Consider the following 17758-nt stretch of genomic DNA (forward strand, 5'->3'; position numbering starts at 1 on the left):
ACGGTCATCACGCCTCGGCGGGCGCGACGGCAGTGACGGTGGGGGCAGTGCGGTCGGCGGCGGGTCCGCGGGTCACCACCGCGAGGCCGGCGACGGCGAGCGAGAGCAGCCCGCAGATCACCCACACGGCTTGGTACCCCGCCTCACTCGTGATCACGGAACCGCCGTCGAGCGTCGCGGTGAACCCGGACATCACCGCCGTGAAGCTGGCGCCGGCGATGGCACCGGCGACGGTGCGGGCACTGTTGTAGAGGCCCGATGCGATGCCGACCGAGTCCCGCGGCGCCCGTGCCACCACCACGTTGGGGAGCGCGGAAATGATGATGCCGTTGCCGAGACCGGACACGACGAGCCACACGAGGACGCTGACGGTGTCCGAGTGCAGCACTGTGAGCAGGGCGTACCCCAGTGCGGCGGTGACAGCGCCGACGATGACGGCCGTGACATCGCCCACCCGCGCACCGAGCCGCGGTCCGGCGAACGTGCCGGCGAACGCCGCGATCGACGCGAACACGAGGACCAGCCCGATCAGCGACGACGACAGTCCGAGCCCGAATCCGGCCGCTGCCGGGTCGGTGCCGACGAAGAGCGCGATCGGGGTCTGGCTGCCGAACAACTGGGCACCGAACAGGGCCGCGAGCAGGATCGGCAGCCCGACACCGGCACGGCCGGAGAGCATCGCGAAATCCACCAGCGGCGAGGACACCCGCCGCTCGAGCACCACCCACAGGGCGAGAAGCGTGCCGCCGAGCAGGAGCCCGCCCAGCACCGGCCCCGACGTCCACCCGAACCTGTTGCCCGTGCTGATCGCGAACAACGCGAACGCCAGTCCCGCCCCCAGGAGAATCGCCCCGGCCCAGTCGAGGCGGCCCGACGTGCGCGCCGTCGTTTCGGGGACGAAGAACACCACGACGACGAGCGCGATCGCCATGAGCGCCGCCGGAACGAGAAGCAGCACAGTGAGATTCAGGAACGATGCGAGTACCCCGGACAGGACCACGCCGACGCTGGCGCCGAGCGTGAGCCCGCCGACCAGCAAACCGATCGCTTTCCCGGACTGCTCCCCGGCGCGCTCACGCACGATCGCGAACTCGAGCGGCAGGAACGCCGCGAGTGCGCCGGTGATCGCCCGGCCCAGGATGAAGATGCCGTACGTCGGGGCGAGCGCCGACACGACACTGCCGACCGTGACCATCGCCGTCGCGACGACGAGCATTCGCTTGTGTCCGTACTGGTCGCCCATCTTGGCGAGCACCGGCACGAGGACCGCGGTCGCGAGCAGATAACTCGTTTGCACCCAGTTCAGGTCGGCGGGACCGACCGAGTACTTCTCACCGATCGCCGAGAGGACCGGACTGAACCAGGCCTGGAGGAATCCGCTCGACAGTTCCATGGCGAAGAGGAACCCGACGAAGCCGGCCGCGGCGCCGAGACGCCGGTCGGAACCGGAGCCGGTGGGGATGGGGGATCGGAGTGCTCCCATGTGTGACCTCCAATGGTGCAGGTCGCCCCGAGAGGCGACATGACAATATGAGCGAAACGACCGAGTCGATGCGTCCGAGTGTCGGGTGAGTGAGTTTCTGCGGTGTAAATGCGCAGAAGTTGACGCTGAAGAGGTGCTGATATGCAGGAGAAGACGCCCACGGAGGACGAACTTCGACTTATCCACGCGTTGCAGGTGTGGCCGCGGGTGCCGTGGTCGCAACTCGGGCCGATCCTCGGGGCCGACCCGGTGACTCTCGCGCGACGGTGGTCCGGGCTGAGCGAACGGGGCATGGCCTGGGTGACGGCCCAGCCGCCGATGTCCGATGCCGCGCGCGGCGCGATCGTCGAGGTCGAGTGCGTTGCCGGGTCGATCGACGCGGTGATCACCGAGTTGTCCCAGGACACCGAGTGCATGTCCGTCGACGTCGCCTCGGGTGGTCGCGACCTGATCCTCACCGTCGGCTGCCCCGACCCGACAGCGTTCAACCGGTACGTCGTGTCCCGCGTCGCGGGCATCCCCGACGTCCGCACCGTCCGCACGCACCCGGTGATCACCGCGATCTCCGGGGCATCGCAGTGGCGTCTGCGCGCCCTCGACGCCGACGAGTCGAGCGCGATCGACGCTGCCCGGCGCCGGGACGACGCCCGGCTCTCGGCGATGTTCGCCCGTCCGCCGGTCGCCGAACGCGACATCATCTCCATCCTGTCCCGCGACGGTCGTGCGAACACACGGACTGTCGCGGAGGCCCTCGGGACCTCCACACGGCGGGCGCGCGAACGGCTGAGCGCGACACTCGCGTCGGGCGCTTTCGAATTCCGCACGGACATGCCGCGCTGGGCCTCGGGGTATCCCGTCTGCGCGTGGTACTTCCTCCGCGTTCCCGCCGCCCAGATGGCCAGGGTCGGCGCCAACCTGAGCGGGCTGCCCGCGGTGCGGACGGTGTTGTCGGTGGCCGGGCCTGCCAATCTTCTGGTGTCGGTGTGGTTGCGTGGACTCTCCGACGTCGAAGGGCTCGAAGCCGTCGTCGAGCAGAAACTGCCCGCGGTCCGCATCCTCGACCGGTGCCTCGTTCTCGGCGTCCGCAAACGCATGGGCCGGGTGTTCGACGAGGACGAACTGCCCATGCAGATCGTGCCGTGGTCGGGGGACTAGCAGGAACGGCGTTCGTCCGGTCAGCCCGATATGGTGCCAGGAGCGGACACGAGCAGCCGTTCCCCGGTGGTGGCGCCGCTCTCGGCGGCGTCGAGGATGGCAGCGGCGACGGTGGCGCGGGAGACCTTGGGCAGGCCCGACACTTTTCTGACTGTCGACATGGGCCGGACCGTGGCATGGGGGTTGAGCGGTCCGTCGTCGAGGATGACCGGAAGCACGCGAGTGACGTCCAGGCCGGCAGCGGCCAAGGCGGTTTCGGAGATTTCCTTGTCCCGGTACGCGGAGGCGACCAGTGTCTTGTAAGCGAACCGGGCCAGGGGTGAGGCGGTGCGCGCGGTGTCACCGACGCCGTAGGCCGACAGCAGTATCAGCCGGTCGATGTGGGCGTCGCGCATGGCGGAGGTGATGAGCGGCAGGTTGTCCTGCATCACCGTGACGCCGAACATGCCGGCCAGTCCGGCCTTCGGGCCGATCGTGCACAGGACGGCGTCCGCGCCGGACAGTGCCGCTGCGAGCGCGTCGCGGTCGTCGAGGTGGCCGCCGACGATGGTGAGTCCGGGTCGCGGGGTCAGGGCGTCGGGGCGGCGGCAGTAGGCCACGACGTGATGGCCGCGGTCGATTGCTTGGTCGATGATCTGGAGTCCGGTGCCGCCGGTGGCGCCGATCAGTGCGAGCTTCATGGGGAAGGGTCCTTTCGGTTGCGTCGCTGCGCCTCGCGCAGCAAGTGCGGGTCGTGGGCGTTGACGAGCAGCAGGTCGGGTTCGGCCGCAGCCCACAGTTCGGTGAGCCGCGCGTGGTTGGCCTGCACCGTGGCCCAGTCGTGGGCGATGAGGCGTTCCATCGCGCGTAGCCCTCTGGGCGCCTTGGTGGTGCCGTCGATCTGGCCGTGGTGGTAGAAGGAGTCGCCGACGTGGAGGATCCACCGGTCGCCCGCGTCGACGGCGACCGCTGCGTGGCCGCGGCTGTGGCCGGGCAGGTTGATCAGGACGATGCCGGGGGCGATGCCGGTGAGTTCCTGGGCGCCGGGGAAGCCGCGCCAGGCCTCCGATGCGGAGGGGGTGTGTTCGACGAGTACGGGGTGGTGGTCTCGCTCGGCGGGTAGGTATCGCTGCTTTTCCGTCACGCCCCGGGGGTGCAGTGCCGCGAACGCTTCGGCGGCGGTCAGGTGAATCCGTGCCCACGGGAAGTCGGCCAGGCCGCCGACGTGATCGGCGTCGAAGTGGGTGAGCACGATGTGCCGCACGTCCTCCGGATCGAATCCGAGTCGGGTGATCTGGCGGCAGGCGCTCTCGTCGGGATCGTAGGCGGGCCGGACGTAGAACCTGGCCGGGCCGAACCGGTTCGCGCGGTCGTGGGGATCGCGCAGGCCGAGGCCGGAGTCGACGAGGACGAGGCCGGCGTCGGTCTCGAGGAGCAGGACATGACACACCAGCCCGTCAGGTGTCCCGGGCGGTCGCATGGTGCCGCAGTTGAGGTGGTGGACCCGCATCAGCCGGCCGCAAGCATTGCGGGGTCGATGACCTGCACCGGATGTGTCCCGGCCCAGTTCTCGGCGGCCAGCTTCACGTACTCGAAGAGCTGCGCCTTGGCGCCGCCGAGGTCCGAGATCTCGATGCAGGTGCCGGGGTGGTGCTCGGTCTGCAGGTACGCGAAGCGTCCGGTGGGGCCGCCGAGTTGTCCTTCCTGGCCGACGGTGAATCCTGCGGCGAGCGCCCGGTCGTACAGGTCCTGGTAGTCGGTGGACCAGTAGGCGAAATGTTGCAGACCCTCGTTGCCCGCGTGCAGGAAGTCCCGGTACATCGACGGTTCGTCGTTGACGGGGGTGATGATCTCGATCTGGATGTTGCCGCTGTTGGCGACCGCGACGTCCATTGCCATGCCGGAGGGTCGGCCTCGGTAGGTGAAGTTCTCGGGTTGCACGTTGCGCAGCAGGAACCACGGTCCGATGCCGCACTTGACGAAACCCTCGATGGAGGCGTCGATGTCGTGGACGACGTACCCGAGCTGGGTGATGCTGCCGAAGAAGTTGGCGACGGGGGCCCGGTCGGCGGGCTCCTCGGCGGGGCCGTCGGCGAACGACAGCAGGATCTTGCCGAGCGCCTCGTTGGAGCGCAGTCGCTCGGCGGCGTCGATGGCCCGCTCGAACGGGAAGATCTTGTCGATCCGGGGCTGGATGCGGCCCGCGGCGACGGCGGGGAGGACGGCGGCGTGTAGTGCGCCGCAGACCTCGCCGAGTTCGTCGGGGGTGCGCACGCTGAAGGTGGTGCCGATGAGGCGCTGCCGCCGGAACGCCAGCTGGTCGAGGTCGAGGCTGGTGCCGGGGCCGGCGAGGCGGCCGATGTTGACGATGGTGCCGCCGATCCGGGTGGCGGCGGGGAGGTGGGCGAAGAGTGCGCCACCGATGTGGTCGAGGGTGACGTCGACTCCCCGACCGCCGGTCGCGGCGAGGACGGCGGCGGGCAGGTCTTCGGTGGTGGTGTCGATCGTGACGTCGGCACCGGCGTCGATCAGGGCCTGCTTCTTGTCGGCGCTGGTGGTGGTCGCGATGACCGTGCCCGCGCCGAGTGCCTTGGCCAGCGCAATGGAGATGAGGCCGATGGAGGTGGTGCCGCCGACGATCAGGACGCTGTCGCCGGAGGTGAATCCGGCTTGGGTGAGCGCGTCGTTCTCGGTGGCCAGGGCGACGGGCAGGGTCGCGGCTTCCTCGAACGACATGCTCTCGGGAATCGGCAGGACCATGCGCGGGTCGCACAGTGCGTAGTCGGCGAACGCGCCCATGGTCACGCCCATGACCCGGGTGCCGACCGGGTACTGCGGGGCCAGCGGGCTCGAGGTCTCCACGACGCCGGCGAACTCCATACCGGCCGGGTAGACGTCGCCGGGTTTCAGGTTCGGGCTGTAGGTGCCCTCGAGCATGTACAGGTCGGCCCGGTTGAGGGCCGCGGCGATGACCCGCACGCGCAGGGCGCCGAGTTTCATGGCAGGTATCGCGGTGTCGTCCTTGGCGACCCAGTCCGGTTCGAGGCCGCCGATGAGAGCACGCATGATGGTTTCTCCTTGTAGGACGAGGGTCAGTGGGTCAGGTCGGGGGCGGTGGTGTCGAGCAGTCGGGGATCGGGTTCGCTGCCGGCCATGGCCAGCAATCCGACGACGGCGCGGCCGAGGGTGAGCAGGTCGCGCGGATTCTTCTTGTCGAGGCTGCCGAGCAGTTGCGAGAGGATGGTGAGCTGGTCGAAGTAGATTCGTTCGGTGACGAGGTTTTCGTCCTCGTCGAAGATGAAGTAGGCGGTCATCCGGGTGCGATGCCGGCCGCCGGTCGGCGGGATCTTGCCGAGCGGACCGAGATGAGTTCCCATGAGCCAGAATTCGACGATCACCGCATCCGCACTGTGGCGCAGGGCGATGATCTCGTGGTCCTGGTCGGGGAAGGCGACCCGGGTGTCGTGGTAGTACCCGCGAACGGGGCCGTCGCCGTCGTGGACGGTCATGCTCGCGATGAGTTCGTAGTGCGGGTGCGGGAACGTGTCGAGCACGTCGTCCCAGTCTTGGCGGACTTCGTCGTGAAAGTGGTCGAGCACGAGCTTCTCCCGTGCCCGCAGGACGTCCTCGGTGGGGATGGTGTGGCGCGACATTGCGGTCTCCTCGGGGTGCGGCGCTCAGGACTGATGGGTGATGGCGTGGTGGCTGAAGGTGGGCTTTGTGCCCGGGTTGGTCCACATCGGGGTCAGCTCGCTGGAGGGGAAGAACTGCAGGAAGCGGGAGTCGGTCTGGCTGCGGTCGACGATCGACTTCTCCAGGACGATCGAGTTGTATTGGTCGGCCGTGGTTTCGATCGTGTTGGCGTTGAGCACGACCTCCTGCTGCCAGGAGGCCGACCAGCGGGCCAGGCCCGGCAGCCCGGAGTGTTCCGGTGTGAGACATTCGGCGGCGATGACGTTTTCGCTGCTCACCCAGATTCCGGTCGAGGTGTTGAGCGCAAGGCTCTGGTTGCCGAACACGTGCCCGGGCGTCTTGATCACGGCGACGCCGGGGCCGAGCACAACCGAGCCGTCGATCGGTGCAAACGCATCCACGGGGATGTCGCGGTACGTCTGTGGTTGATACCACGGGGTTTGTAGCGGGTGCAGGTCCGACATCGCGGTCAGCTCGTCCCGCTGGACGATCACCTTGGCATTCGGGAAGGTCGGGGCCGGCCGTTCGCCCAGATCGGGCTGGTACGCGGTCGTCCCCACCCAGCGTCGCAGATCCTGGGTGTGCAGATGATCGAAGACGATGTAGTCGACCTCGTCCGGCGTGATCCGCAGGTGCGCGAGGTGGTCGAGCACAGTGCCGTGCTCGACCACCATTCGCTTGATGATGGGTGCCGGCGTACGCCGGGCGAGCTCGGCGAAGTACGGCGTATTACGCCCGAGTTTCACGTCGCTCGGTTCGAAGAGCAGCACCCGCGGACGGCCGTCGCTGTCGTTCCACCGGATCACCAGCATCCGGTTGGTGATGGACAGGAACGGTGCGATCGCCCGCGATGCCCGGAACAGTCCGAATCGCGTCGGGTAGGGCAGTGTGACGAGGTCGCAGGTATCGACGCGCAGTGGCACCCCCGTTCCGGCGAACTCCCGGCGGAAGTCCGCGCCGCGCGTCCGTAGGTCGCGTAGCCGGGCACCGGGTCCGCCCTCGATCTTGCGATCGAGCACCTCGACGGCGTCTCCGACACCGGTCAGGTCGACGAGGTCGTCGGTACTCCACTGCAACACCATGGTCGGTTCCTCTCGCTCCAAAAACCCATACCGTGGGTTTCATCCATTTACCCACGATGTGGATTTAAATGTCAAGGGATGCGAGGATGGGATCCATGAGCCACGCGATACGACCGGAGACTCGCCGCGGCCGGCCGCCGGCCGGCCAATCGACCCTGTCCCGGCAGGCGATCCTCGGGGCCGCGATGGATGTCGTCGACGGCAAAGGCGTCGAGGCGGTCAGCATGCGCACCGTGGCGCGTGTGCTCGGGGTCGACCCCAAGAGCCTCTACAACCACGTCGAGAACAAGGACGCTCTGCTTGACGGAATCGCCGGGCTCATCCTGTCCCGGATGGTGGTTCCGGATTCCTGCGGCGATCTGCGCGAAGACCTCACCGCCATCGCCCGGGCCTTCCGCGGTGCTGCCCTCGCCGAACACCCGCGCGCAGCGAGGCTCGTGCTGACGCGTCCGGTGGAATCGCTCATCACCCTCGAACCGTTGGAGGTGGCGCTCGCCGCGTTTCTGCGCGCAGGGGCATCGCCCGAGGTTGCCGTGCACTGCCTTCGCACGATGCTCGCTTTCATCACCGGCACGCTGCTGCGTGAGGCGGAAGCGGCCTTTACTCTCGCGCTGAGCGATCCGGACATGGCGACGGAGCGACAGCGGACACTGGAGGCGGTCGAGCTGCCGAGCGTACGGGCGGCTGCGCCGCACCTCGCGAAGTGCGACCACGAGCAGGAGTTCGACTTCGGGCTCGGGCTCCTCATCGATGCCCTCGAATGCCGCCTCGGCTGAGTCGCATCGTTCACCGACAGGCCTGGTGACGGGGCTCACACCCGCGAAGGCGCGAGCTCCCGGTCCGGCAATACCCGCTGTTCAGCGGGGTGTGCGCCGCCGGCCGGACTCATGGCCCCGGGCCCGCGCTCGCCCACTCCTCCCTCACGGGAATTGATCGCAGGGTTGGCACGTTAGTTGAGTGAGTAACGCTCAACTTATAGGAGGCTGAGGAATGCCAGCATTCTTCGGGCCGGAGGGCCCAGGTCGCATCGACATCAGTCGGCTCATGAGTCGCTCCACCCAGGAGCTCATGGCTGCTGCTGCCCGCTTCGCCGCAGGTCGTGGCGACGCGGAACTCGATGCACTCCACGTTCTGCGCGTCATGACAGAACACGACCCCGTCACCTCTCTGATGCGCCGCGCAGGCGCCGACACGTCGGCCGTCGCCGATGCCGTCGAACTGCGACTGCCTCAGGGCCGCGACACGTCCGGCTTCACGACACCCGCACTGAGCGGTGCGCTGAAGACCGCGCTGCTCGAGGCACACCAGCTCGCGCGCGCTCTCGGTTCCACGTACATCGATCCCGAGCATCTCTTCCTGGCGCTCGCCGCCGATCAGGACCACGCCGCCGGACGCCTGCTCGCGTCCGAAGGCATCACCCCGGAACGCCTGCAGACCGCGGTGCAGGGCGGATCGGTGGAGGAGTCCTCGGACTCCGAGACCCCCACGCTCGACAAATACGGCTTCGACCTCACCGAACGCGCACGCGGCGGCGGAGTCGACCCGGTGATCGGGCGCGCCGACGAGATCGAGCAGACCATCGAGATCCTGTCGCGCCGCACCAAGAACAACCCGGTACTGGTCGGTGAGGCCGGCGTCGGTAAGACGGCGGTCGTCGAGGGCCTGGCCCAGCGGATCGTCGACGGCGACGTACCCGACCGTCTGACGGGTAAGCGCATCGTGCAACTCGACCTGTCGAGCATGGTGTCGGGCACCCGGTACCGCGGCGATTTCGAGGAACGCCTCAACAAGGTGATCGACGAGATCTCGGCCCACTCGGACGAGCTGATCGTCTTCATCGACGAGGTCCACTCCATCGCCGGTGCCGGTGGCGGCGCCGACGGCGCGATGGACGCGGGCAACATCCTCAAGCCGAAGCTGGCCCGCGGTGAGCTGCACATCGTCGGTGCGACGACGCTCGACGAGTACCGCAAGCACATCGAGAAGGACCCGGCGCTCGAGCGCCGCTTCCAGCCGGTAACGGTGGCGGAGCCAAGCGTCGACGATGCGGTGGCGATCCTGTCCGGTCTCCGTGACCGGTACGAGGAGCACCACGGCGTCCGCTACACCGACGAGGCGATCACGGCCGCCGTCGAACTGTCGGCCCGCTACATCGGCGACCGCTTCCTGCCGGACAAGGCGATCGACCTGATCGATCAGGCCGGAGCCCGGTTGCGGCTGCGGATGCCGAGCGTCGACGTCGAGGCCCTGCGGGCGAAGCTCGCGGAACTCGAACAGGCCAAGGAGCAGGCCGTCGCCGACGAGCAGTACGAGAAGGCCTCCGGACTGCGCGACGAGGCCATGGAGGTCCAGGCCCGGATCGACGGGAAGGCCGTCGGAGTCTCCGACGCCACGCCCGAGGTGACTGCCGAGCAGATCGCCGAGGTCGTGTCGCGGGCCACCGGGATCCCGGCCAGCCAGATGACGGAGGAGGAGAAGGAACGTCTCCGCCGGCTCGAGGACGAACTGCACCGCCGAGTCGTCGGCCAGGACGACGCCGTGAAGGCCATCGCCCGGGCCGTGCGCCGCAGCCGCACCGGCATGAACGATCCGGACCGTCCCGTGGGCAGCTTCCTGTTCCTCGGACCGACGGGTGTCGGCAAGACCGAACTGGCGAAGGCGCTGGCCGCCACGCTGTTCGGTGACGAGAACAAGATGCTGCGGCTCGACATGAGCGAGTTCGGTGAACGTCACACGGTCAGCCGGCTCGTCGGTGCTCCTCCCGGCTACGTCGGGTACGGGGAGGCGGGGCAGCTCACCGAGCAGGTCCGCCGGAACCCGTACTCGGTGATTCTGCTCGACGAGATCGAGAAGGCGCACCCCGACGTGTTCAACACGCTGCTGCAGGTGCTCGACGACGGTCGGCTCACGGACGGTCAGGGCCGGACGGTGGATTTCAAGAACACCGTGCTGATCATGACCAGCAACCTGGGGTCCGACATCATCTCCAGCAAGTCGGGTGCGCTGGGCTTCAGCACCGGTGACGCGGAGGCGTCGGAGAAGCCGCTGCGGGATCGGGTGATGGGCCGGCTGCGCGAGTCGATGCGTCCGGAGTTCCTGAACCGGATCGACGAGATCGTGATCTTCCGCAAGCTCGACACCGATCAGCTGCACCGGATCACCGACCTGCTGTTGGACGACAGCCGGAAGCGACTGCAGTCCAAGGGTATCGAGATCTCGTTCAGCGACGCCGCAGTCGATTGGATCGCCGAGCACGGACACCAGCCCGAGTTCGGGGCACGCCCGTTGCGCCGGTCGATCCAGCGGGCCGTCGACGATCGGATCGCCGATCTGCTGCTCGACGACGTCCTGGTCGAGGGTGGCAGCATCGCGGTCGGCGTGACCGGCGACGAGCTGGACCTCGTGGTCGGCTGATCCCCGACGTGAGTGGCAGAGTGTGCTTCCGCACGCTCTGCCACTCACGTGTGTGGGTAGCCCCTTGCCCGCCCTCGCCGTTCCCGATCAGCACCCGGTGATGAGGTGTGCACCGTCACCTGTAACCAATTCTCCTTCTGCACTTGCAGATCGATGTCCCGGATCCGCCGCGCGAGATCCCCGCACGTGTGGCGACAGTCGGTTCACCCCACGTGAGTGCCGAAGTGTGTTCCGCCCTCCTTCGGCACTCACGTGCTGGTGGGGGCGACTATCGTCGTGGGTATGCGAGCGGAAGACGGCGAATTGACCTCCAAACACCAGCCGTTGCTGGTGCTGAGCAAGATCACGGAGATCCTCGATGCCTTCAGCCTGTCGCGTCCGTCGATGACGCTGGGCGAGATCCACCAGGCCACGGGTCTGCCGACGTCGACGGTCCAACGGCTGGTCAGCAACCTGGTGGCGCAGGAATTCCTCGACCGGTCCGGCGACCAGATCCGGATCGGCGTGAAGATGGCGTTCTGGGCGGCGACGGCCACCAAGGGACTGGACGTGCTGGCCGTCGTCACGCCGGTGCTGAAGGAGATCCGCGACGCCACCGGTGAGACCGCCAGCTTCTTCCGGGTCGAGCAGGGCTACCGCGTGTGCGTGGCCATCGCGGAGACCGAGCACGCCCTGCGACGGAACATGTACGTCGGAAAGATCGTCCCGCTGCCCGCCGGGTCGGCTGGTCGGGTGCTGCTCGCCTGGAACCCGGACCTCACCGAGCAGGTCCTCGCCGGACCCATCGAACCGATGACGGAGGGCACCGTCACCGACACCGCGGTGCTGCGCGAACTGATCCACCAGGCGCGCGCCGACGGGTACGCCATCACGGCGGGGGAGCGGGAGGACAGCGCGTCGGGATTGGCTGCGCCCGTGTTCGATTCGTCCGCCGACGTGCTCGGCGCGCTGGCGATCAGCGGGCCGACCCTCCGTATGCCCCGCGAGCAGTGCGAGAAGTGGGTGGATCTGCTCGTCGGCAGCGCCGAGCAGGTCACCAGGACGCTGGGCGGCCGCTACCCGTCCTGAGGCGTGCTCGCGCTTCACAACGGGTCGCAGCGTCCGTCACGACGTCCACGCCTCCGGGTTGACCGGGTGCGGCGGGATCCGGTTCTGCGCCATGGCCACCGCGTTGTCGGCGCACAGCCGCGCCATCTCGGACCGTACGGCGACGGTGGCGCTGCCGACGTGCGGGAGCAGCACGGTGTTCGGCAGTTCCGCCAGCCCCGGTGCGAGCGCGGGCTCGTCCTCGTAGACGTCCAGTCCGGCCCCGGCGATCTCCCCGGATTTCAGGGCGGCAACGAGGGCAGTCTCGTCGACGACGGGTCCGCGCGCGGTGTTGACGAGGATCGCCGTCGGCTTCATCGCGTGGAGCACGTCCGCGTCCACCAGGTGCCGGGTCTGCTCGTTCAGCGGAACATGCAGGGACAGGAAGTCGCTGGTGGTGACGAGGGTGTCCCAGTCGGTGTGGGTGACGAGTCCGGCGAACTCGCCGAGTTCGGCGTCCGGCACCGGCCGGTCGCCGGGAGGCCGCGGGCAGAACAGCACCTGCATGCCGAAGGCCAGTGCCCGGCGGGCGGTGGCGCGGGCGATCCGACCGAACCCGGCGAGCCCGAGGGTGCTCCCCGAAACATCTTGGCCGAGTAGTAGGTTCGGTTCCCACCCGGTGAACTTCCCGGAGCGGACGAACGTGTCGGCCTCCACCGCCCGGCGCGCGGTGGCCATGATCAGCAGCATCGCGACGTCGGCGGTGGCGTCGGTGAGCACCCCCGGGGTGTTGCCGACGAGGATCTTGTTGGCGGTGGCCGCACCGATGTCGACGTTGTTGAACCCGACCGCGTAGTTGGAGATCCCACGGATCTTCGCGGCGGCCAGGAGGTCCGAATCGAACGTGTCGCGTAGTTGGGACACCACCACGTCGTAGTCGCCGGACACACAGACCTCCCGCAGTCGGGCGGCGTCCGGAAGCTCTTCGGGCACTTCGACGCTGCCCGCGGCGCGCAGCAGCGTGAGGGCGGGTTCGGGGATCGGGGTGGTGACGTAGAACCGGGCGCCGCTCATCGGCCGCCGCCGATGACCCACTCGAACGCGGAAGCGTTGGAGCGCGCGCCCTGCGCGGCCTTGGATCGATTGGCTTCGCCGAGTTCGGCGAGGGTCTTCTCGGACAGTTCCACCAGCGAGCCGAACGTGGTGGGGTTCAGCCAGTCCGGGCGGGTGGCGAACAGCAGGTCCTCGCTGGCGGTGTTGCCGCTGGCGCCGGGCGCGAACGGGCAGCCGCCGAGCCCGCCGAGGGCGCCGTCGATGGTCATCGCGCCTGCCGCGACCGCGGCGAGACTGTTCGCGACCCCCAGGCCCCAGGTGTCGTGACCGTGGAAGACGATGCCGCGCTGCGGGGTCTCGAGCCGTACCCGGGAGACGAGGGAGTACACCTCGGCGGGGACGGCCTGGCCGAGGGTGTCGCAGACGACGACGTCGACGGCCCCGTGGGCACGCGGGTCGTTGGCGATGTCGATCACCCGCTGCTCCGGCACCCGGCCCTCGAACGGGCAGGTGAACGACGTCGCGATGCACAGTTGGATGCTGCCCCCGACGTCCTGCGCGAGTTCGATCGCGGCGGGCATCGCGGCGAGGCTGTCCTCGGTGGAACGGCCGATGTTCGCCTGGTTGTGGGAATCGGACGCGGAGAAGCAGTACTGGAAATGGCGCGCGCCGGCGGCGGCCGCCTTCTCCACGTGCCGGGGCGTCGCCACCCACACCCAGCAGTGCTCGAGTTCCTCCGGGGTCAGCTCCGAGATCACCTCGACGGTGTTCGCCATCGGCGGGACGAGGTCGGGGCGGGCCATCGACCCGATCTCGAGCGCGGGCACGCCGAGTTCGAGAAGCCGGCGCGCGATCTCGAGCTTGCGGGCGGTGGGCAGCATCTTGCCGGTCAGCTGCAGTCCGTCGCGCAGGGTGACGTCGCGGAGCAGGGCGCGTGATTCGAAGGATTGCGTCATGAGAGGTCACCTACCGTGTCGTTGACGAGGGAGTCGATCTGTTCCGGGGTCTTGCCGAGCAAAGTTTCGAGGACCTCCCGGGTGTGCTCGCCGAGGTCCGGTCCGACGTTCCGGATGGGCAGCGACTTGCCGCCGATCACCGGGACGATGCCGGGGAACCCGACCTGCTTCGGTTCGGCCTCACCGGTGTCGACGGTGAACTGCTGAATCATGTTGCGGGCCGCGTACTGGTCGTCGCTGCAGATGTCGGCGGCGGTGTTGATCGGACCCGACGGCACCCCGGCGGTGTCGAGGATCTTCAGCGCGTCGTCGCGGGAGTACTGGATCGTCCACTCACCGATCGCGGCGTCGAGTTCGTCGCGGCGCGCCCACCGTCCGGCGTTGGTGGACAGGTCCGGGTCGGCGCCGAGGTCGGGGCGGCCGATGGTGTCCATGTAGCGCTGGAAGATGGCGTCCCCGTTGCCGGCGATGATGATGCTGTTGCCGTCGTTGCAGGTGTACGCGTTCGACGGGGCGATGCCCTCCATCCGGCCGCCGACGCGTTCGCGTTTGATGCCGTACGCCAGGTAGTCGGGGATCAGCGACTCCATCATCGACAGGATCGATTCGTTGAGCGCGACGTCGATGATCCGATGCGGCAGGGACGGGCCCTGCGTCCCGGCGACCTTCGCGGCCTCGCGTTGGAACAGCGCCATCACCGCCCCGAACGCCGCGTAGAGGCCGGCGATCGAATCACCGATCGACACCCCCACCCGCACCGGCGGCCGGTCCGGGTCGCCGACGAGTTCACGGAACCCGCCGGCGGCCTCCGCGACCGCGGCGAAACCCGGCCGCTGCGACATCGGGCCGGTCTGCCCGAACGCCGAGATCCTTGTGATCACCAGGTCCGGATTGGCCTCGTTCAACGCGTCCGGTCCGATACCCCACTTCTCCAGGGTGCCGGGCCGGAAGTTCTCCAGCAGGATGTCGCAGTGGGCGGCGAGGTCGAGGACGAGTTGCCTGCCCTCCTCGGTGCGCAGGTCCAGCACGATCGACTTCTTGTTCCGGTTGATCGTGCGGTACAGCATCGAGGTGTCGCCGGAGTAGAGGCGCCAGTTACGCAGTTCGTCGCCGGTCTTCGGGCGCTCCACCTTGATGACCTCGGCCCCGAAGTCGGCGAGCATCCGGCCCGCCGTCGGTGCGGCGATGTAATTGCCCAGCTCGAGTACCCGAACGCCGTCGAGTGGCCGAATGGTGTTGTCGGAGAACATGGTGATCCTTAACTGATAGTGACGCTCAGAGAACGAGGCTCATGGGCAGGACGAGCAGTATTGCGACGACCGATGCCACCGATACTCCCACCGAACACGTCTTCAGCGTGCCTCGTGTGGTCTGACCCATCAAGGACTGCAGCAACCAGAAGGTGTTGCTCGTGACGTGCACCGCGAACAGGGAGCCGGCGCCCGCCGCGAGAGCGATGAGGACAGGGTCCAGACCCAGGGTGGGGGCGATGGGTGCGAGGACGCCCGCGGCGGTGATGGCCGAGATCGTCACCGAGCCGACGGCGACGTGCAGGACGGCGGCGATCAGCCACACCATCAGCAGCGGAGCCGCGTGATTGGCGGTGAAGTACTTGCCGAGGATGTCGCCGAGGCCGGCCGCGGCGATGGTCGCGGCGAGGGACCCGCCGACACCGGTGAGGATGAGGATCTGGCCGCTCTCGCTGAATCCGCTGGCGATCGCCTTCTGGACGCGGTGCTGGCCGATGCTGAGGCGTCCGACGAAGCTGGTGCCGATCAGTCCGATCAGCAACGCGATGAGCGGTTCCGACACGAACGAGACGACGGGGTTGCTGATTTCGGCGATGTCCAGGATCGCGCCGGTCGCGATGAGCAGCAGGGAGAGGAGCAGCGGAGCGAGGAGCAGGATCAGCGGACGGTCGTGCTTGGCGCGCTCGGTGGTGACGGTCGCGGCGCGTTGCGCCTGGGCGACACCTCCGCCTGCGTCCGGCCGAGGGGCGCTGCCACCGCTGCCGCCGTCGGTCCAGTCCTCTTCTTCGTCGTCGACGACCGTCTGATGGAAGTGCTCCTCGTCCTTCTCCGGATTCCACCAACCGCGGGTGAACAGGAACGACATGATCGCGACCGAGATCGCGACGGTCGGGATCACCAGGATCAGCCCGAAGATCAGCATCTTGCCGAGCGGCACACCGAGCAGTCCGGCCAGGGCGAGAGCGCCCACACCCGGGACCATGAGCACGATGCCGCACTCGAGGCCGATGGCGAGGGCGGTGGCCATGCGGGCTGTCCCGACCCGGCCGACCTTCGGTGCGAGGTTGCGGGCGAGCGGAGCGGAGATGACGAGCAGGACGTCGAGGAAGATGGACTGCAGCAACGTCGCGATCGTCAGCGACAGCGCATAGGGCATTCGTTTCGGCCCGAACACCCGGAGAAGCGTTCCGACCAGGCGCTGAATGGCGCCCATTTCTTTCAGCATGGCGCCCATCAGGACGCCGAAGGCGATCAGTAGTCCCACTTCGGCCATGATGTCGCCGAAACCGGTGCTGATGACCTTCACCGTCTCGGCCGTGCCGAGTCCCGTCGTGAGTCCGAGGTATGCGGATCCGACGACCAGCGACACCACGGGGTTGAACTTGAAACGCACGATCATCAGCACGACCGCCGCGACGGCGACCGTGGTGTTGATCAGGATTCCTACGTCTGACATGTGCGCGTCCTTCGAGGAGGCGGGCAGTGACTGGTGTCACAGGTACACCCATATTATGAGCACAAACTCACGATATAAGCAATGCCGCCCCGTGCGCCTTTCTGGTTGTTCCCGCTACCAAAAAGGCGCACAGGGGCCGGAGGCCCCTGGGTGGGATACTCGACGCATGGTCGCGCTGGATCCGTTTGCGGTGGGACGACCACCGGCTGCCGAGCGCAGGGCGTCGGACGACTGGGACGAGATCCGGCACTGGTCCGACCGCGTCTACATGCCCTATGTCGTGCGTCCGCTCGGGGTCGGGCTGGCGCCGAGGTCGAGCATGTATTCCACGAAGATCGGCGACATCACGGTCACGCGGTTCTCCTACGGCATCCCCGTCTCGGTCGGCGACTTCTCGCCCGACGCCGGAAACGCGCTCGTCCTCACGACCATCCGCGGGAACGCCCGGCACCACGTCGACCACGACGCCACCGCGGACACACCGGCCGGGGACACGTTCGTCGCCGACTGCAGCCGAGTCGACTACCTCGTGGAGTTCTCCCCGGACCACGTGCAACTCAATCTCACGATTCCGCACCGCGTGCTCGCCGACACGGCGGTGCGCTGGTGGGGATTCGATCCGGGAGACGTTCTCTGGCAACGCAAATGCGCCATCGGGGGCGGTGGGTCCGGCTGGCAGGCGCTGCTCGGGTACGCGATGCGGACGACGGGGGAGTTACCGGGGCACGCCACGAACGGGCGCATCGGGCTCAACCTGCAGGAGTTGCTCGTCGGCCACCTGCTCACCGAGTGGGCGGCTCGCGCGGGAGTCGACCCCGACAGGACCACCGGACCGGCGGCACCGGGCTACGTGCGGCACGCCGTCCAGTACATCCGGGAGTGCGCTCGCGAACTGCCGACGGCCTCCGACATCGCCGACGCGGTGGGGGTCAGCGTCCGGACCCTGTCCGGATCGTTCCGGAAATACCTGGACACCACCCCGGCCGAGTACGTGCGTGAGCAGCGGCTTCGGGGCATCCGGGAGGAACTGCTCACCGCACCTACCGGGGAGACCGTCGCCTCGATCGCCGGCGCGTGGGGATACGTCAACCTCGGCCTGTTCGCGGCGTCCTACCGGCGGCGGTTCGGTGAGAATCCGTCGCAGACCAGGGCCTCCGGCCCCGTGAGTGGCTGACGAGTCCAGGGACTCCGTAACCACGCACGGGCGCGGA

General features: G+C 68.2%; 15 protein-coding genes. 5 read left to right on the forward strand and 10 right to left on the reverse strand.

Annotation, left to right across the window (positions count from 1 at the left end):
- Window positions 1–7: 7 nt before the first annotated feature.
- Window positions 8–1483 carry an MFS transporter gene (locus JWS14_RS27130; protein ID WP_072943108.1) on the reverse strand — a complete coding sequence of 492 codons (1476 nt, stop codon included), beginning with the start codon at window positions 1481–1483 and terminating at the stop codon, window positions 8–10.
- 141 nt (window positions 1484–1624) lie between these two features.
- On the opposite strand from JWS14_RS27130, the gene JWS14_RS27135 reads away from it, so the two are divergent.
- Entirely contained in the window at window positions 1625–2638 is a 1014-nt protein-coding gene (locus JWS14_RS27135) for an Lrp/AsnC family transcriptional regulator (RefSeq protein ID WP_072943110.1), read from the forward strand.
- Between the two features lie 20 nt (window positions 2639–2658).
- Here the strand turns inward: JWS14_RS27135 and JWS14_RS27140 are convergent, their stop codons facing one another.
- From JWS14_RS27140 to JWS14_RS27160, 5 genes are read right to left on the reverse strand one after another with little or no spacing between them, the layout of a single operon-like run.
- The gene (locus JWS14_RS27140) at window positions 2659–3318 is read right to left on the reverse strand and encodes an NAD(P)-dependent oxidoreductase (RefSeq protein ID WP_095863347.1); all 660 of its coding nucleotides are present in this window, start codon (window positions 3316–3318) and stop codon (window positions 2659–2661) included.
- A complete protein-coding gene (locus JWS14_RS27145; protein ID WP_206014806.1) occupies window positions 3315–4127 on the reverse strand; it encodes an MBL fold metallo-hydrolase in 813 nt (270 codons plus the stop codon). The genes JWS14_RS27140 and JWS14_RS27145 overlap by 4 nt, the downstream gene beginning before the upstream one ends.
- A complete protein-coding gene (locus JWS14_RS27150; RefSeq protein WP_206014807.1) occupies window positions 4127–5683 on the reverse strand; it encodes a zinc-binding dehydrogenase in 1557 nt (518 codons plus the stop codon). The genes JWS14_RS27145 and JWS14_RS27150 overlap by 1 nt, the downstream gene beginning before the upstream one ends.
- Window positions 5684–5709: 26 nt before the next feature.
- Window positions 5710–6270 (reverse strand): ester cyclase, encoded by a 561-nt coding sequence (locus JWS14_RS27155; RefSeq protein WP_072943118.1) that lies wholly within the window; start codon window positions 6268–6270, stop codon window positions 5710–5712.
- 24 nt (window positions 6271–6294) lie between these two features.
- Window positions 6295–7392, reverse strand: coding sequence for an MBL fold metallo-hydrolase (locus JWS14_RS27160; protein WP_072943120.1), 1098 nt, complete (start codon window positions 7390–7392; stop codon window positions 6295–6297).
- A gap of 95 nt (window positions 7393–7487) precedes the next feature.
- Here JWS14_RS27160 and JWS14_RS27165 point away from each other — a divergent pair, with 95 nt between their 5' ends.
- The 3 genes from JWS14_RS27165 (at window position 7488) to JWS14_RS27175 (ending at window position 11874) form a co-directional block, all read left to right on the forward strand.
- The gene (locus tag JWS14_RS27165) at window positions 7488–8168 is read left to right on the forward strand and encodes a TetR/AcrR family transcriptional regulator C-terminal domain-containing protein (protein WP_095863623.1); all 681 of its coding nucleotides are present in this window, start codon (window positions 7488–7490) and stop codon (window positions 8166–8168) included.
- Window positions 8169–8382: 214 nt separating this feature from the next.
- The gene (locus JWS14_RS27170) at window positions 8383–10806 is read left to right on the forward strand and encodes an ATP-dependent Clp protease ATP-binding subunit (protein ID WP_206014808.1); all 2424 of its coding nucleotides are present in this window, start codon (window positions 8383–8385) and stop codon (window positions 10804–10806) included.
- 282 nt (window positions 10807–11088) lie between these two features.
- Window positions 11089–11874: an IclR family transcriptional regulator gene (locus JWS14_RS27175; RefSeq protein WP_072943123.1), complete on the forward strand. Its 786-nt coding sequence runs from the start codon at window positions 11089–11091 to the stop codon at window positions 11872–11874.
- A 36-nt stretch (window positions 11875–11910) separates the two neighbouring features.
- Here the strand turns inward: JWS14_RS27175 and JWS14_RS27180 are convergent, their stop codons facing one another.
- Genes JWS14_RS27180 through JWS14_RS27195 form a run of 4 tightly spaced genes read right to left on the reverse strand, consistent with a single transcriptional unit; the run spans window position 11911 to window position 16547 of the window.
- Entirely contained in the window at window positions 11911–12906 is a 996-nt protein-coding gene (locus tag JWS14_RS27180) for a 2-hydroxyacid dehydrogenase (RefSeq protein WP_206014809.1), read from the reverse strand.
- Window positions 12903–13841: a hydroxymethylglutaryl-CoA lyase gene (locus JWS14_RS27185; protein ID WP_072943127.1), complete on the reverse strand. Its 939-nt coding sequence runs from the start codon at window positions 13839–13841 to the stop codon at window positions 12903–12905. The genes JWS14_RS27180 and JWS14_RS27185 overlap by 4 nt, the downstream gene beginning before the upstream one ends.
- Complete coding sequence (locus JWS14_RS27190) at window positions 13838–15091, reverse strand: CaiB/BaiF CoA transferase family protein (protein WP_072943129.1); 1254 nt, start codon at window positions 15089–15091, stop codon at window positions 13838–13840. The genes JWS14_RS27185 and JWS14_RS27190 overlap by 4 nt, the downstream gene beginning before the upstream one ends.
- A 25-nt stretch (window positions 15092–15116) precedes the next feature.
- Complete coding sequence (locus JWS14_RS27195) at window positions 15117–16547, reverse strand: GntP family permease (RefSeq protein WP_072943131.1); 1431 nt, start codon at window positions 16545–16547, stop codon at window positions 15117–15119.
- Between the two features lie 166 nt (window positions 16548–16713).
- On the opposite strand from JWS14_RS27195, the gene JWS14_RS27200 reads away from it, so the two are divergent.
- Window positions 16714–17721 (forward strand): helix-turn-helix transcriptional regulator, encoded by a 1008-nt coding sequence (locus JWS14_RS27200; RefSeq protein ID WP_206014810.1) that lies wholly within the window; start codon window positions 16714–16716, stop codon window positions 17719–17721.
- Window positions 17722–17758 lie beyond the last annotated feature (37 nt).

It is taken from the genome of Rhodococcus koreensis, from assembly GCF_017068375.1.
Classification (GTDB): Bacteria; Actinomycetota; Actinomycetes; order Mycobacteriales; family Mycobacteriaceae; genus Rhodococcus_F; species Rhodococcus_F koreensis.